The organism is Vreelandella sp. DA03-1M (assembly GCF_055725665.1).
This window is the reverse complement of the sequence record NZ_CM146798.1, coordinates 2259847-2276139: the sequence shown is the minus strand read 5'-3', so window position 1 is coordinate 2276139 and position 16293 is coordinate 2259847. Positions and strand designations below refer to the sequence as shown.

General features: G+C 56.1%; 13 protein-coding genes. 5 read left to right on the top strand and 8 right to left on the bottom strand.

All coding sequences use genetic code 11. The features are described from left to right. Positions 1–7: 7 nt before the first annotated feature. The 4 genes from narI to ACXUPB_RS10510 are packed head-to-tail and all read right to left on the bottom strand — an operon-like array spanning position 8 to position 6881. Positions 8–691, bottom strand: a complete 684-nt coding sequence (gene narI / locus ACXUPB_RS10525; protein ID WP_179915152.1) for a respiratory nitrate reductase subunit gamma — start codon at positions 689–691, stop codon at positions 8–10. A gap of 13 nt (positions 692–704) precedes the next feature. Beyond that, positions 705–1517: a nitrate reductase molybdenum cofactor assembly chaperone gene (gene narJ, locus ACXUPB_RS10520; RefSeq protein WP_472956565.1), complete on the bottom strand. Its 813-nt coding sequence runs from the start codon at positions 1515–1517 to the stop codon at positions 705–707. Then, positions 1510–3072 (bottom strand): nitrate reductase subunit beta, encoded by a 1563-nt coding sequence (gene narH / locus ACXUPB_RS10515; RefSeq protein WP_472956563.1) that lies wholly within the window; start codon positions 3070–3072, stop codon positions 1510–1512. Before narH ends, narJ begins: the two co-directional genes overlap by 8 nt. Next, a complete protein-coding gene (locus tag ACXUPB_RS10510) occupies positions 3069–6881 on the bottom strand; it encodes a nitrate reductase subunit alpha (protein WP_472956561.1) in 3813 nt (1270 codons plus the stop codon). Before ACXUPB_RS10510 ends, narH begins: the two co-directional genes overlap by 4 nt. Positions 6882–7165: 284 nt before the next feature. On the opposite strand from ACXUPB_RS10510, the gene ACXUPB_RS10505 reads away from it, so the two are divergent. After that, the gene (locus ACXUPB_RS10505; protein ID WP_035558431.1) at positions 7166–7612 is read left to right on the top strand and encodes an Rrf2 family transcriptional regulator; all 447 of its coding nucleotides are present in this window, start codon (positions 7166–7168) and stop codon (positions 7610–7612) included. 34 nt (positions 7613–7646) lie between these two features. Here ACXUPB_RS10505 and ACXUPB_RS10500 read toward each other — a convergent pair whose 3' ends face one another. Next, positions 7647–8858: an NnrS family protein gene (locus ACXUPB_RS10500; RefSeq protein ID WP_179915153.1), complete on the bottom strand. Its 1212-nt coding sequence runs from the start codon at positions 8856–8858 to the stop codon at positions 7647–7649. 158 nt (positions 8859–9016) lie between these two features. Between ACXUPB_RS10500 and hmpA the strand changes: the two genes are divergently transcribed. Further along, positions 9017–10189, top strand: coding sequence for an NO-inducible flavohemoprotein (gene hmpA / locus ACXUPB_RS10495; protein ID WP_179915154.1), 1173 nt, complete (start codon positions 9017–9019; stop codon positions 10187–10189). 14 nt (positions 10190–10203) lie between these two features. On the opposite strand, the gene ACXUPB_RS10490 is transcribed toward hmpA, so the two are convergent. The 3 genes from ACXUPB_RS10490 to ACXUPB_RS10480 all read right to left on the bottom strand — a co-directional run bounded on the left by ACXUPB_RS10490 (position 10204) and on the right by ACXUPB_RS10480 (position 11661). Next, entirely contained in the window at positions 10204–10617 is a 414-nt protein-coding gene (locus ACXUPB_RS10490; protein ID WP_035558440.1) for a SirB2 family protein, read from the bottom strand. Positions 10618–10628: 11 nt separating this feature from the next. After that, positions 10629–11021, bottom strand: coding sequence for a hypothetical protein (locus tag ACXUPB_RS10485; protein ID WP_008958054.1), 393 nt, complete (start codon positions 11019–11021; stop codon positions 10629–10631). Between the two features lie 70 nt (positions 11022–11091). After that, positions 11092–11661, bottom strand: coding sequence for a hypothetical protein (locus tag ACXUPB_RS10480; protein ID WP_281662079.1), 570 nt, complete (start codon positions 11659–11661; stop codon positions 11092–11094). Between the two features lie 176 nt (positions 11662–11837). On the opposite strand from ACXUPB_RS10480, the gene ACXUPB_RS10475 reads away from it, so the two are divergent. The 3 genes from ACXUPB_RS10475 to ACXUPB_RS10465 all read left to right on the top strand — a co-directional run bounded on the left by ACXUPB_RS10475 (position 11838) and on the right by ACXUPB_RS10465 (position 16235). Further along, the gene (locus tag ACXUPB_RS10475; RefSeq protein WP_179915156.1) at positions 11838–13736 is read left to right on the top strand and encodes a type IV pili methyl-accepting chemotaxis transducer N-terminal domain-containing protein; all 1899 of its coding nucleotides are present in this window, start codon (positions 11838–11840) and stop codon (positions 13734–13736) included. Further along, positions 13736–14404 (top strand): two-component system response regulator NarL, encoded by a 669-nt coding sequence (narL, locus tag ACXUPB_RS10470; RefSeq protein ID WP_008958057.1) that lies wholly within the window; start codon positions 13736–13738, stop codon positions 14402–14404. The genes ACXUPB_RS10475 and narL overlap by 1 nt, the downstream gene beginning before the upstream one ends. A 238-nt stretch (positions 14405–14642) precedes the next feature. Further along, entirely contained in the window at positions 14643–16235 is a 1593-nt protein-coding gene (locus ACXUPB_RS10465; RefSeq protein ID WP_179915157.1) for an MFS transporter, read from the top strand. Positions 16236–16293: the final 58 nt, after the last annotated feature.

Genomic DNA, 16293 nt, shown 5'->3' with positions numbered 1-16293 from the left:
GCCGGTTTTAACTGCGCCTACGGACAATCTGATAACGGCGAGTCAAATAGCCGAACGGCACGCTCCACACATGCACCAGGCGCGAAAACGGGAACAGCAGAATGATGGTCAGGCCAATAAAGATATGCAGTTTGTAGATCCACGACACTTCCTGCATGTAATCCGCCGCACCGCCGCTGAAGAAGACTATCGACTGCGCCCAGCTGGAAAGCGTCAGCATCATTTCGCCGTCCATATGGCCCAACGAGAAGATGATGGTCACCATGCCAAGGCATGCCTGTAAGACGATCAAACCCAGGATCAAGGTATCCATTAAGCTCGACGACGCCTTTACGCGAGGATTGACCAATCGCCGATATAGCAACATGGCGCCGCCCACCACGCACATGGCACCGGCAATACCGCCGACCACGATGGCAATTAGCTGCTTGGTACCGGCATGCAGGAAAGGCGCGTAGACCCAGTGCGGCGTGAGCATGCCCACCAAATGACCAAAGAAAATCACGATAATGCCGATATGGAACAGATTGCTGGCCAGGCGCATGTTTTTTGAGGACAGCATTTGGCTGGAGCCGGTCTTCCAGGTGAACTGGCCTTGGTCGTAACGCACGAGACTGCCGACCAAGAACACCGTACCGGCCAGGTAGGGGTAATAGCCGTAGATAAGATGCTGCAGATATTCTATGAACATGGCGATTCTCCTTTTAGCGATCGGCCACGGTTGAGGAAGGGGAAGCGCTCCAGGCGGACGGCATGATTTTGACGGGGTCGCTGTGCACTGCTTTTTTGCGCTCGGCAAGCCGCCGCCCTTCGGCAGACTGCAGCGCGCAGTCTTCGTCAGAGGTTGCCGAGAAACGCACCGCTTCTTCTTCCCACACGGCGTCCAATGCTTCGGGCGTGTTGTCAGGCGCTTCTTTTTTGACCTGGGGCCGATGCTCTTCGACATCGTCCTCGGCCCCGATTAACGCCAACAGTGACAGCGGTATTAGCGCGTGATCCGCTCCCCGCTCCTCCAGTCGTGCGGTCAGCAGCGCCAAGATATGGCGTATTTCCCCCAGCCAGCGGCCGATCTCGGCTTCATCGCACATCGAGAGGTACTCAAGGAACACCGGCAGATGGTCGGGCAGTTCACGGGCATCCAGCTCGAAACCGGCAGCGCTGTATTCGGCCATCAGATCCACCATGGCCTGACCACGATCACGGGATTCGCCGTGAACGTGCTCAAATAGCAGCAGCGAGGTAGCGCGCCCCTTGTCGAACATGGCGACGTACTCGGCCTGCAGTTCAAGCAGGTCGCCCTCTTGGAGACGCTGACACCACTCCATTAGCGACGACTTGAGAGCCGCCCCCAAGCGGCTCTCGGCATTGAGGATTTCGATTAGCTCGCCACACGCATCCTGCAGTTCCTGGGTCGGGTAATCGAGCAAACGGGCCAACACACGCAGGCTGCGCATGCCCTGTAGCGGCTCGAACGACGGCTCTACCGGGGTAGGCGATTGGGTAGCGGCTTCAGTCATGACGAGACTCCTCAAGTTGTGGCTGCGGGTCGAAGACCTCTACCGGTTTTACCAAAACGCTGGTCTGCTTACGGCCATTAAACAGGCTGGGCTGGCTCTCACCGTGGCAACCATCACCAAAGGTGAAGCCGCATCCCCCCCGCTCGGGGAAGGCTTCGGTGGCCATTTCCCGATGGCTGGTGGGGATCACGAAACGATCTTCGTAGTTGGCAATGGCCAGGTAGCGGTACATCTCCTCTACTTGGGAGACGCTCAGCCCCACGGCATCGAGCACTTCGGCATTGGGGGCGCCATCCACATGCTTGCCGCGCATATAAACGCGCATCGCCATTAAGCGCTTGAGTGCCAACACCACGGGCGCCTCTTCGCCGGCGGTTAGCAGGTTGGCTAGGTACTTCACCGGGATACGCAGCGATTCGATCTTGGGCAGGATGCCATCGAACTCGACATGCCCCGCCTCGGCGGCGGACTGAATCGGTGACAGCGGCGGCACGTACCACACCATGGGCAGCGTCCGGTATTCCGGGTGGAGCGGCAGTGCCAATCCCCAGTCGATAGCCATCTTGTAGACCGGTGAGGCCTGGGCGGCTTTGATAACGTTATCCTGGATACCATCCCGTTTGGCCTGGGCAATCACTTCCGGATCATTGGGATCAAGGAAGATCTCGCGCTGGCGGTGGTAGAGATCACGCTCGTCAGGTGAGCTTGCCACTTCCTCAATGCGGTCAGCATCGTATAAAAGCACGCCGAGATAGCGAATGCGGCCCACACAGGTCTCGGAGCAGATAGTCGGCTGACCGGCCTCGATACGCGGGTAACAGAAAATGCACTTCTCGGACTTACCGCTTTTCCAGTTGTAGTAGATCTTCTTGTAGGGGCAGCCGGAGATACACATCCGCCAGCCGCGGCACTTGTCCTGGTCGATTAGAACGATGCCGTCCTCTTCCCGTTTGTAGATGGCACCGCTCGGGCAAGCCGCTACACAGGTGGGGTTCAAGCAGTGCTCGCACAGGCGCGGCAGGTACATCATGAAGGTGTTTTCGAACTGGCCGTAAATATCTGCCTGCACCTTGTCGAAGTTGGCGTCTTTACGTCGCTTGGCGAACTCGGTGCCCAGGATCTCTTCCCAGTTGGGTCCCCATTCGATCTTTTTCATGCGCTTGCCGGAAATCAGCGAGCGTGGGCGCGCCACCGGCTGGTGTTCACCGATCTTGGCGGTATGCAGGTGTTGGTAGTCGAACGTGAACGGCTCATAGTAGTCATCCATTTCGGGCAGGTCTGGGTTGGCGAAGATGTTCGCCAGCACCCGCCATTTGCCACCAATACGCGGTTCAATCCGGCCATCGGTACGGCGCATCCAGCCGCCCTTCCACTTGGCCTGGTTCTCCCACTCTTTGGGATAGCCGATACCGGGCTTGGTCTCGACATTGTTGAACCAGGCGTACTCCATACCTTCGCGACTGGTCCAGACATTTTTGCAGGTCACCGAACAGGTGTGGCAACCGATGCACTTATCAAGGTTGAGAACCATGCCTACCTGGGAACGAATCTTCATTTCACGGCCTCCCTAGTACTGTTCTTAAGAGCCACGTTCTCCTGAACACTGTCATTGCCTTCACCATCCAGCCAGTCAACGTGTTTCATCTTGCGCACTAACACGAACTCATCGCGATTTGAGCCGACGGTGCCGTAATAATTAAAACTGTAAGAGAGCTGCGCGTAGCCGCCAATCATATGGGTTGGCTTGGGGCAGACACGGGTGACCGAGTTGTGAATACCGCCCCGCGTGCCGGTGACCTCAGAACCAGGGACGTTCACGTTGCGCTCCTGGGCGTGGTACATCATCACCATGCCCGCCTTGACCCGCTGGCTGACCACTGCCCGTGCCGCAATCGAGCCGTTGGCGTTGTAGACCTCGATCCAGTCGTTGTCCTCGATATCGATTTCCGCCGCGTCCGCCTCGGAGAGCCACACCACCGGGCCGCCGCGGTTGAGCGTCAACATCATCAGGTTGTCGGAGTAAGTGGAGTGAATGCCCCACTTCTGGTGCGGCGTGAGGAAGTTCAGCGCCTTGCTCTTGAAGCCGTTGTCGGCGGGAAGCCGGAAACCTTTGGCTGCCTTGGTATCGATGGGTGGACGATAGACCAGCAGGCTTTCGCCGAACGCGCGCATCCAGGCGTGATCCTGATAGAACTGCTGACGGCCACTTACCGTGCGCCAGGGGATCAGCTCGTGAACGTTGGTGTAACCAGCGTTATAGGAGACATGCTCATCTTCGAGGCCGGACCAGGTAGGGCTGGAGATAATCTTGCGTGGCTGGGCGACGACATCGCGAAAGCGGATTTTTTCGTCATGTTTGGGCCTTGCCAGGTGGGTATGGTCACGCCCGGTAATTTTGGAGAGCGCTTCCCACGCTTTTACTGCCACGGCGCCGTTGGTTTCGGGTGCCAGGGTCAGAATCATTTCGGCAGCATCGATAGCGCTGTCGATCAACGGGCGCCCTTTATGCGGGCCATCCAATTTGCGATGGTTGAGCTTGCCCAGCAGCTCGACTTCAGCATCGGTATTCCAGGCGATGCCCTTGCCGCCATTACCGATACTTTCCAGCAGCGGCCCAACAGAAGTGAAGCGCTCATAGGTGTCGGGGTAGTTGCGCTTGACTTCAATAAGCGATGGCATGGTCTTGCCGGGAATCGGCGCGCATTCGCCCTTCTTCCAATCCATCACCGCCGGCTGGGCCAACTCTCCAGGCGAGTCGTGCTGCATCGGCAGCGTGACCAGGTCGGTCTCTTCGCCCAGGTGGCCTACACACACCTTGGAGAATGCTTTGGCAATACCCTTGTAAATATCCCAGTCACTGCGCGATTCCCAAGCCGGGTCGGTCGCCGCAGTCAACGGGTGAATAAAAGGGTGCATATCGGAGGTATTAAGATCGTCCTTCTCATACCAGGTTGCCGTAGGCAGCACGATATCCGAGTAAAGGCAGGTGGTGGACATGCGGAAATCCAGCGTCACCAGCAGGTCGAGCTTGCCTTCCGGCGCCTCGTCACGCCATACGACTTCTTCAGGCTTCTGGCCGCCGAAGTCGCCCAGGTCTTTACCCTGAATGCCGTGTCGAGTACCCAGCAAGTACTTGAGCATGTACTCATGGCCCTTACCGGAGCTGCCCAGCAGGTTGGAGCGCCAGATGAACATATTGCGCGGGAAGTTCTCCGGTGCATCCGGGTCTTCCGCTGCAAAGCGCAGTTCACCGCTCTTGAGCTGCTGAACGGCATAGTCGGCAGTAGACATGCCCGCCGCTTCGGCTTTTTTCGCTAGGCGTAGCGGGTTAGTGTCCAGTTGTGGTGCTGACGGCAGCCAGCCCATGCGCTCAGCACGCACGTTAAAGTCAATCAGGCTGCCGGGGTAATCCTCGGCCTTGGCCAACGGCGAAAGAATCTCTTTGATCTCCAGCTTCTCGTAGCGCCACTGGGAGGAGTGACTGTAAAAGAACGAGGTGGAGTTCATATGACGCGGCGGACGCTGCCAGTCGAGGCCAAAGGCCAAAGGCGTCCAGCCAGTCTGCGGACGCAGTTTTTCCTGTCCCACATAGTGGGCCCAGCCGCCACCGCTCTGACCGATACAACCACACATGACCAACATGTTAATCAGGCCGCGGTAGTTCATGTCCATGTGGTACCAGTGGTTCATACCGGCACCGACGATGATCATGCTACGGCCGTTGGTTTTGTGAGCGTTGTCAGCAAACTCGCGGGCTATGCGGGTGCACTGCTCTGCTGAGACACCGGTGATTTTCTCCTGCCACGCGGGAGTATAGGGGCGAATTTGATCAAACGAGGTTGCGCCATCATCTTCGCCGTCGCCGACAAAGCCACGGTCGATACCGTAGTTGGCACACATCAAATCAAAAACGGTGACCGCCAGCATTTCGCTGCCATCGGCTCTCTTAAGCCTTTTGGCGGGCAAATTGTGAAATAGCAGGTCGTCAGCAGCACCCACGCCAGCTCCTTTGACATGCTCAAAGTGCTCGTGTTCGATGCCACCAAAGTAAGGGAACGCCACGCGCGCGACGCTGTCGTGATGGTCAGCCAGGCTCAGTAGCGGTTTGATTTCGGTGCCTGCGGCGTCCAGCGATTCCAGGTTCCACTTGCCCACTTCGTCGCCAGTTTCGCCCCAGCGGAAACCGATGGAACCGCGCGGAACCACCAGCTGGTCGCGAGTTTCGTCCCAGGCAACGGTTTTCCACTCGGGATTGTTTTCTTGACCCAAGGCAGCATCAAAATCGCTGGCACGCAGTTGGCGTCCCGGTGCGAAGCTGCCATCTTCACGCACTTCAAGTTCCACCAGGAACGGCATGTCGGTATAGCGGCGCACATAGTCGGTGAAATAGGCACTGGGGTTATCGAGATGGAACTCTTTGAGGATGACATGGCCCATGGCCATCGCCAGGGCGGCATCGGTGCCCTGTTTGGCGGACAGCCACTCGTCGGTCAGCTTGGAGACTTCGGCGTAGTCCGGGGTGATTGAGACCGTCTTGGTGCCCTTGTAACGTACTTCAGTAAAGAAGTGGGCATCCGGGGTACGCGTCTGGGGCACATTGGAGCCCCAGGCGATAATGTAGCCGGAGTTGTACCAGTCAGCGGACTCAGGTACGTCGGTCTGCTCGCCCCAGGTCATCGGTGACGCTGGCGGCAGATCGCAGTACCAGTCGTAGAAGCTCATACAGACGCCACCAATCAGCGACAGATAGCGACTACCCGCTGCGTAGCTGACCATCGACATGGCAGGAATCGGCGAGAAGCCGAGAATACGGTCGGGGCCGTACTGCTTGGCGGTGTAAACGTTAGAGGCCGCCACCAGCTCGTTGAGCTCGTCCCAATTACCGCGAACGAAGCCGCCCATGCCGCGAGCACGCTTATACTGTTTAGTTTTGGCGGGGTCTTCGACAATAGACGCCCAGGCGTCTACCGGGTCTGGGTTAGCCTTCAGCGCTTCGCGCCATAGCGCCAGCAGCGGCTTGCGCACTAATGGGTACTTCAGGCGATTGGCGCTGTACAGATACCAGGAGTAGCTGGCGCCGCGGGGGCAGCCACGCGGCTCATGGTTAGGCAGGTCGGGACGGGTACGGGGGTAGTCAGTCTGCTGGGTTTCCCAGGTAACTAAACCGTTCTTAACGTAGATCTTCCAGCTACAGGAGCCGGTGCAGTTCACCCCGTGGGTACTGCGTACTACTTTGTCGTGCTGCCAGCGGGCACGATAACTATCTTCCCACTGGCGGGATTCGCTGCGTAGCTCACCGTGTTCGTTGGCAAAAGGCTCGCGGGACTTGCGGAAGAAATTCAGCCGATCTATGAAGTGACTCATGGTCGATCTCCTGGCTCCTCGGAAATTTGCATACCCGACAGTGCGGGTTCCATGGAGTGGATTCTGCGTGATCGACAAGCGAATTACTGCGTGATTACCTCCATATACACCCTGTCTACCCCCAAGGTGATAGAGCGGCCAACGTAAAGGAATAGACGCTGGGTGTTGTTGAAATTACACCGTGCGCCGCGCGCCAGTGTTGGCTTTTCTCATTGCAACTTACTGAACATTCATACAACATACTTGTTTAATAACTAGCTAGCCCTCGGAGCAAAGCTCACTCCATGCATCTCACCCGATTTACCGATTATTCGATACGCGTATTGATTTTTCTCGCTGTAAAGGGAGAAAAGCGCTCAACTATTAATGAGATCGCAGAGACCTTTGATATCTCCCGCAATCATTTGATGAAAATCGTTCAGGAGCTTAGTCAGAAGAACTACGTTACCGCTATTCGTGGCAAGAATGGCGGCTTACTGCTGACACGTGACCCCGCAACCATTGGGTTAGGCGAGCTGGTACGCGAGATGGAAAATGACATGGCGTTAGTGGAGTGCTTTCATAGCGACAATGCCTGCATCATTACACCAGCATGTCGCCTTCAACCGATTCTTAATGATGCACTGTCAGCATTTCTAGACGTGCTCGACCGCTACACATTGGCCGACCTGCTGGGCAGCCAACAATCTCAATTGGCGCAACTTATGCGCATTCCTACCGTTAGCACTTAGCACTTAGCACTTAGCACTTAGCACTTAGCACTTTCTAGCCATCCTGCCCGTCAACGCGCGCCTGCATCAACGGCCAAGTGTAGTGCACTAGGAATATTGCGTAGGCCACGCACCAGAAGATAATGCTCAGCGTGTAAGTCCAGTGGGTGATCTGGGGAAATAACGCTAATAGAGGTGAGCGCACCAGGGCGGCTATTAGCATTAAGCCCAGCGCCACACCAATACCGGGCAAAGTGCGTATGGGGCGGCCCGTATGACCTAGCGAAACTCTGGCCATCATGGCCAGCATCATGGTGCCCATGCCACCAATGGTCAGGGCGTGCACGGCAAGTTCAACGCGCATCAGCCCCATGAGTGCCAAGACCCACATGATAAGCCCTAGCGGAATGCAGGCGTAGCTGCCGTGCAGCCCCCAAAGTAAAGGTTCACGCCAACTATGTAACCCACCCCAACGCGCCATGCGAACAGTGTTGGCCAACGCCGCTAAGAGCATCACTCCCCCCATTAATAAAGCAGGAATGGCAACCCCCAACATGATGACCAACTGCAGCACGACTACGCCAGCCGTATTCACCAGCGTCACCCCTTCGAGCAAAGCAATAGGTTCAGGTTTGGTGCGGCCCAAACGATTGGCAGTGAACATGGCAATCACACGTCCGCCCACTACTGTCATCATCAGTGTGATTAACAGTACGGCCAAGTAGGCGGCTTGGCGGATCAGCTCGGCGTCACCCTGCATCACCCCTAAGTGCATCGCCAGGTTAGCCGTGGCAAACAGCAACAGCACAGGTATAAAGATCAAGTTGCGCCAACGCTTTGCGGTAATAACCAGACGCGCCATAGTAATGGCGACCACTGGAAGAAATGCAAGGTCAACCGCCAGCAGCAGCCATCCTGGCAAATCCATGGGAAAAGCCATCAGCACTCTACCCAATAGCCATAGCACCACCAGACCCAGTAGCGGCGCGCCGCTTAAGCTCGGCAATCCGGTCCAGTTGCGTACGGCAGTAAGCAAAAATCCCGCTACCACCGCCGTGGCAAAGCCAAACAGCATCTCATGCTGATGCCAGAACACCAGGCCGCCATAAGGGCGCAGCAAAATATTGCCGTGCCAGAAGCCCAACCACACCAATAGGGACACCACGCTAAACAGCGCGGCCAGCAGAAAGAAGGGCCGAAAAGCCAGACGCATTAATGGCAGATGCTCAACCTTAGAAGCAGGCTGGGATGAGGTGGTCGTTGGCATGGCGTAATCCCGACTAAATTACTTGGAAATATGATTGTGCGCCTAGCCATCAACAAAGACCATGACATGTATCAAAAATACATCTTATGGCTGGCGTTTACAGACCCAAGGCATTAAGATTCATTTTAAATACTTCTTAATATGCCGAGGGATTAACAGTGCTAACACATGAGCAGGAAAAACTGATCAACGCAACCGCTCCCGTTGTGGCCGAACACCTGAATGCGATTACCCAGCGCTTCTATCCGCTAATGTTTACCCGCTACCCAGAGGTCAAACCGCTCTTTAATGAGGTTCATCAGCAAAGCGGTGGTCAGCCCCGTGCCCTGGCCAACGCTGTTTTGGCCTATGTCCAACTACGCAGCAACCCAGCTCAGGCGCGGGCCACGCTGGATGTTGTGGTCAGTAAACACATCTCGCTAGGCATTCTCCCTGAACAGTACCCTATCGTCGGTGAATGTTTGCTGGCGGCGATTGGCGAAGTACTCGGTGATGCCGTGACACCAGAAATCGCCGACGCCTGGGGCGCTCTGTATAACGAGCTCGCCGCTCTTTTGATCGACCTCGAAGACCAGCGCTATCGTGAGTTTGAGCAGCGTCCGGGCGGCTGGCGCGGTACACGTCGTTTCAAGATCGCCAGCACCCAGCAGGAAAGTGCCTTAATTCGCTCTTTTATTCTTGAGCCCGAGGATGGGGAGCGCGTGGCTGATCACGAGCCAGGTCAGTATATCGGTGTACGTCTAACCATTAATGGCGAGCGGGTTTATCGGCATTACAGCCTCTCAGACACGCCAAATGGCCAAAGCTATCGAATCTCGATCAAACGCGAAGAACAGGGCCAAGTCAGCCGCCATTTCCACGATGTCTTACAACCCGGCGACACCTTGGAACTGTTACCGCCAGCAGGTGACCTCACACTGATTGAAGGTGACGAGCCTCTGCTGCTTGCCAGCGGCGGCGTTGGGCAAACGCCCCTGCTCCCCATGGCTCGCCATGCCTTGTCACTTGGGCGGCAGGTCATCTATCTACACGCCGCCTTGGATGCCGAGCATGATGCTTTTAAAGGCGAATTAGAAGCGCTAGAGAGCGAGTACCCTGAACACCTTCAGGCTGTCCGCATTCATGAGCGCGGCAACGAAGCCGAGCATATTGGTCGTATCGACCGCAGTTTATTAGCTCACTACCTACCAGACCTTAAGACACGCTGCTATTTTGTGGGTCCCCAAGGATTTATGACGGCAATCAATAGTGCTTTGTCTGAATTGGGTGTCGATGAGGATCGCCGCCACTTCGAGCACTTTGGCCCATCGCGCCCTCTCGAAGCAGCCTGACACCTGTCCCCTGGTTAGAGCTTAGGGTTTATTGCCCTAACCCATGCCAACCAGGAAAGCGGGCTGTGGCAAATAGCGGCCCCCATCATATAGGCGAAGATGGCCAACGCCACTAATGCTGCCAAGGCTCGCACCGTTGGCGTTGCCCCGCGCTTAATCGCAATGGTGCCAATACCGATATAGGCCAGCAGCGCCAGTAACTTGGCGCCAAGCCAAGGAAGCTGCCAGGGCCATACGGAAAGCAATACCATCAAGGTCACCCCAAGCCCCAGCAAGGCCGTGTCGATGAGATGGGGCAATACCTTGACCCAACGGGCGTTGAGTCGCGGGCTTTCCTGCACCGACCACCAGGCGCGCACTACGAAGAGCGTGATGCTCAGCGCAGCGGCCGTCATGTGCAGGTGCTTGATGAGGAAATAGTGCTCCATGGTAACCGTCCCTAGCCGACGTTAACCGCATTGCCGTGGTGATCGAAGGCAAGATAGGCGGTGATATTACCCATTTGCAGCGACTCCATCATACGCTGGAGCTGCCGTTCAACCTCGGTATCATCTTCTGGGTCGTCCATGGCTGCAGCGAAGACTAGATCCCATTCAATCTCGGTACGGCGAGACTCCTCGACCAAAGCAGCCATGCTGCTCAGCGCCTCCATCGACTTGTCTACGCATACCACAGGCACCAACACACCCCCTTCACCCTGTTCGAAGCGGCGCCGCTGGTCAGCATCAGGGAAATCAGGCAGCTCTGCGCGAACGAACACAAACAGCAGTCGCTGGGGCTTAGGTTGTTTACGTGCTTCCTGCAGTAAATCGGCAAACGTCGCTATAGTCATAAAAGGAGCCTTATCGCTAGTAGTTAAGAATCAGTAGTTAAGAATCAGTAGGTGAGACTAGTAGATGACGTTACTCGGGTGACTCTACAAAAAGCCATAGCAGCAGCATTATCATCAACAGTGGGATCAGCAGACTGAATGGCGCTGCGCGCCAACCATAGGCTTGGACGACCAGGGGCACCATCCGCAAGGAAAGCCCTACCCCTGCCGCTAAGGCAAGACAAAGCCCCACACAAAGATGCACCCAACGACCAGGCATCCAGCCTTTGGCGTGGGCGATACCGGTAGCAATCACCGCGCCTCCTAATCCGAGCCCAACGCCCACCAGCAGAAATTCCCACGGCTGGCTTGCCATCCCAAACCCGCCCAGCACCAACGCTAGCCCCAGTAATAGCCACTGCACCAAGCGGCAAGTGTCACCTAGCCTGGCGATATACAAAGCCGGCCACACCAGCAGGGCACCACTACACAGCGGTATCAGCACATAGATTGGTTGTTTTGCGAGCAGGGCATAAAGTGTCCAGCTAGCCACCGCTAAAGCGCTTGCCAGTGGCATTAACAGCATAGCGACCAGCATTTGATAACCATCAACTGGCTGTATTGATGCCTTCAACGTGGGAGGCGGCACAGATGACGGCATGGCGTTTCCCAGCAAAGGTATAAAGGCATCGGAAGACATGCCAGAATTGTCGGCAAATACCGGGTGTAGGTCAAAAAACATCGGAGGTAGGCCAGCTATCCCCAAAGGAATAGCCCTCGTATCGAAATGCAGACAGTGCCACACTCCCTTACCTCTTCCGCGCTATCGGAAATGCCATGAAATTACTTCAGCGCTCCCTGGTTGCTCGCATCATTGCGTCCTTACTTGCCATTAGCGGGATGGCACTCATCAGCATCACCCTGACCATGGCAATGTCTAACAGCAGCCGTGGCGATGCGGCCGCGATCAATGTCGCTGGCTCACTACGCATGAATGCCTATCAGATCATGGGGGCCTTGCAGCGCCTGGCGTATGTCCCAGAGGGGGCCAGCGAAGAACAACTCGACGGCCTGATTTCGAGCTTCGATCAGCGTTTGTATGGCACAACGCTACAACAAACAATCCCTGCTGATGATAGCCATGAGCGCCGCCGTCAACTGGAGAAACTTCAGGTCTACTGGCAGCACACGCTTCGCCCGGCATTAGAGACACCACCCTCCGCCACAGCGCTTGACCTGGATACGCTAGAAATGATGATCGTGGCGATGGTCAGTGACATCGAAATTCTAGTGACCTATCTGGAGCAGAGCACCGAGGCCAAGGTGCGACTGCTAGGCATGATGCAAGTGCTTTTCCTGGTACTGATCGCTATTGTCGTTTCGATAGCCCTCTACGATGTTCGCTTCAATCTGGTAGTGCCTTTACGCCAGCTTATGGTACTTGCCCGCGAGGCGGCTCAGCGCAACTTCAAGCCGCGTTCACAGCTTCGCGGCAGCGACGAGTTGGCATTGTTGGGACACACCTTTAACAAGATGTCTGCCGAGTTGGCAACAAGCTATGCCGCATTAGAAGACAAGGTGTCGCGCAAGGAGCAGGAGCTTGAACGCAGCAATCAGGCGCTGCGGGTAATGCACGATGCCAGCCGCTCGCTGTATGGGGGCGGTAATGATCTCTGCTCTAGCGCAGCGCCCATGTTACGCGAACTTGAAAAGCTGCTGGATATTGGCCCGATACGGCTTTCCCTAAACGATCCTTTTGATCAACGGGAAATGCCGGTTTTAGAAACCCACTCGCGTACCCGACCAGAGTATTGCCGTGACCAGGAATGCCACGCCTGCCTAATCGATCCCCGCCCCTTGGAAATAGTGGCCAATAACCGGTCCCAATGCTTACTGCTACCTATCAGCGTAGGCGATACGCTACTAGGCACCTTAGAAGTGTGGTATCCCCAGGAGCGGCTCAACGATAGCACCCGTCGGCTGCTCACCATGTTAGCCGACCAGCTCGCCACGGCGGTGTACCTGCAGCGGCGTATCGAGGAGCAGCAGCACGTCACGTTGATCAACGAGCGAACCATCATTGCGCGCGAACTGCACGACTCTCTAGCCCAATCACTCTCTTATCTCAAGATGCAGGTCGCCCGTCTCGAACGCATGCAGCAAAAAGAGGCAACCCGCGAGGCGCAGTCTGCGGTATTCGACGAACTACGTACCGGCTTGAACAGCGCCTATCGTCAACTGCGTGAGCTACTCACTACGTTCCGGCTCAAACTTGAGGGACCGGGGCTGCAGTTTGCCTTGCGCCAGACCATCGAGGAGTTTAGCCAGCGCATGGGGGTAGCGGTCGACCTTGACTACGATGTGCCGCCTTATCTGCTTAACCCCAATGAAGAAATTCACGTCCTGCAGATCATTCGCGAGGCGCTGGCCAATACCCACAAGCATGCCCAAGCCCACTGGGCTGGGGTCACTGTGCGTTTCGCCGATGCTCGCCTGCTAGTGCGTATTGAAGACGACGGCATCGGCCTTGAAGACGATAGTTCGCCGCCGATGCACTACGGCTTGGTGATCATTCGCGACCGTGCCACTACCCTGAACGGGAAGCTGAGCATCGCCAATCGCCCCACGGGCGGCACCAGTGTTGAGATTGTGTTTACGCCGTTGACCGCTCGCTTAATTCAGCAGCAGCCTGTGACGGCTGCCCCCGACTCTCACTTAGGTACAGGGACTTCTTAATGACGCTGACCACCGCCAACGATACACCCGCCAGCCTGATGATTATCGACGACCACCCGCTACTACGGCGTGGCGTGATTCAACTGCTTGAACTAGAAGACGACCTTGAATTGGTTGGTGAGACGGGCGACCCAGAAGAAGGCATTGCGCTGGCCCTCAAACTTGAGCCTGACCTGGTTCTACTTGATTTGAACATGCCAGGCGTCAATGGCTTAGAAGCCTTGCGCCGCCTACGGGAAGCTAACTATAGCGGCCGGGTGGTGATGTTTACTGTTTCCAACCATGAGGATGATGTTGTCGCTGCGCTGCGCAACGGTGCCGACGGTTACCTGTTAAAGGATATGGAGCCTGAAGACATGGTTCGCCAGCTGCGTCAGGCTGCTTTGGGGCGCATGGTCATCAGCGAAAGCCTGACCGCCCTACTCGCTGAAGCCCTGCGTAATCAGCGCAATGCGCCCACCACCCCGGATATTCATAGCTTAACGCTGCGTGAACGCGAAATTCTGCAACAGCTTGCTGGCGGCCTCTCCAATAAGCTCATCGCGCGCAAGCTGGATATTACCGAAGGCACGGTCAAGGTTCACGTCAAGCACCTGCTCAAAAAGCTCAACTTACGCTCGCGTGTCGAAGCCGCCGTCTGGGCAGTCCAGGAAGGTATCGATCACTAGTCGATTCTGTGTGGTTACCTCCAAAGACTCACAGCATACTTTTGCTCTGACCCGCGCTTACCCCCTCTCTATTTTTTGTCTTTAAAAACAATGAACATGGGCTTTCCAGCGGCTACCTCTCAAGAGGTATGTCGCTGATTTATAGGTTATTTCTCTTAGTTTCCCAATCCCCTTTGCAAGCGTATCTTGCCTTCTAACTGCCAAACGCAGAAAGGTTTGAAGCCAAGGGGAATCCGCCATGAGCAAGAGAAATGCCGACATTGAGAAATGGAATGTCGAAGACGCCCAATTCTGGGAACAGGAAGGCAAGCACATTGCCAACCGCAATCTATGGATATCCATTCCCAGTCTGCTGATGGGATTCGCTGTCTGGATGATGTGGGGAATGATTACCACCCAGATGCAGAACCTGGGTTTTTCGTTCACGGTTAACCAGCTATTTTCCCTGACCGCACTTGCCGGTTTAGCCGGTGCCACACTGCGCATCCCAGCATCGTTCATGATCCGCATCGCTGGCGGGCGTAACACTATCTTTCTGACCACCGCGCTATTGATGATCCCCGCCGCAGGAACTGGTATCGCTTTGATGAACCCAGACACGCCGTTCTGGGTTTTCCAGGCGTTGGCGCTACTTTCCGGTATCGGCGGTGGCAACTTCGCTTGCTCGATGAGCAACATCTCCACATTTTATCCCAGCAAGCAGCAAGGTTACGCCCTGGGCATGAATGCAGGCCTCGGCAATTTCGGCGTCACCGCCATGCAAGTTGTCATCCCGCTGGTAATGACCGTCGGCATTTTCGGCGCTATAGCCGGTTCGCCGATGGAATTGCAAAGCGCCAGCGGCACCTTGATTGGTCGCATCGAAGCGGGAACTGATACCTGGATCCAGAATGCTGGCTTTATCTGGCTCGTTTTTCTGATTCCGCTGGCGTTCGCCGGTTGGTTCGGCATGAACAATCTTCGCACTATTACGCCCAACCCTGGTTCGCCGCTGGCGGCTTTCGGCAAAATATTAGGGCTTTACGGCGTCGGCTTGGTGACCGCCATCGTCGGTATGTTGGCACTTGGCTGGCTTAATATGTGGATTGCCCTGCCGTTAACCATTGTTCTGACTCTAGTGTTGTTGCGCCTGATTCCAGGCGACATCAAGCCCAATATTCAGAAGCAGTTCGCGATATTTTCCAATAAGCACACTTGGTCAATGACCATCCTCTACATTCTAACCTTCGGCTCCTTTATCGGCTTCTCTGCAGCCCTGCCGCTCTCCATCAACGTGATCTTCGGCAACATGATGGAAGCCACTGCCGATGGCACGCTGATTCGCGTGGCTAACCCAGAGGCGCCCAGCGCTTTAACCTGGGCCTGGATAGGCCCCTTCGTGGGCGCCCTGATCCGTCCGCTGGGCGGATGGATCTCCGACAAAGTGGGTGGCTCCATCGTTACCCAAATAATCTCCGCGGTCATGGTGGTCGCCTCTATCGCCACCGGCTACGTGATGATGCTGGCTTACAACGCCGCCGATCCAAATCAATTCTTCTGGCTATTCCTGCTGCTATTCATCGTGTTATTCGCCGCCAGTGGCATCGGCAACGGCTCTACCTTCCGCAGCATCGGGGTTATTTTCGACCAGCAGCAGAAAGGCCCGGTACTTGGCTGGACCTCAGCCGTCGCTGCCTATGGCGCCTTTATCGCCCCGCGGGTAATGGGCGAGCAAATCCAGGCCGGCACACCGGAACTTGCCATGTATGGTTTTGCGGTCTTCTACGCCATCTGCCTGGTCATCAACTGGTGGTTCTACCTACGCAAGGGTGCCTACGTCAAAAACCCTTGAATACAACTTGCCTCTTTACGCCCGGAGCCAAGCTCCGGGTCTTCACTCCCTACCCCAC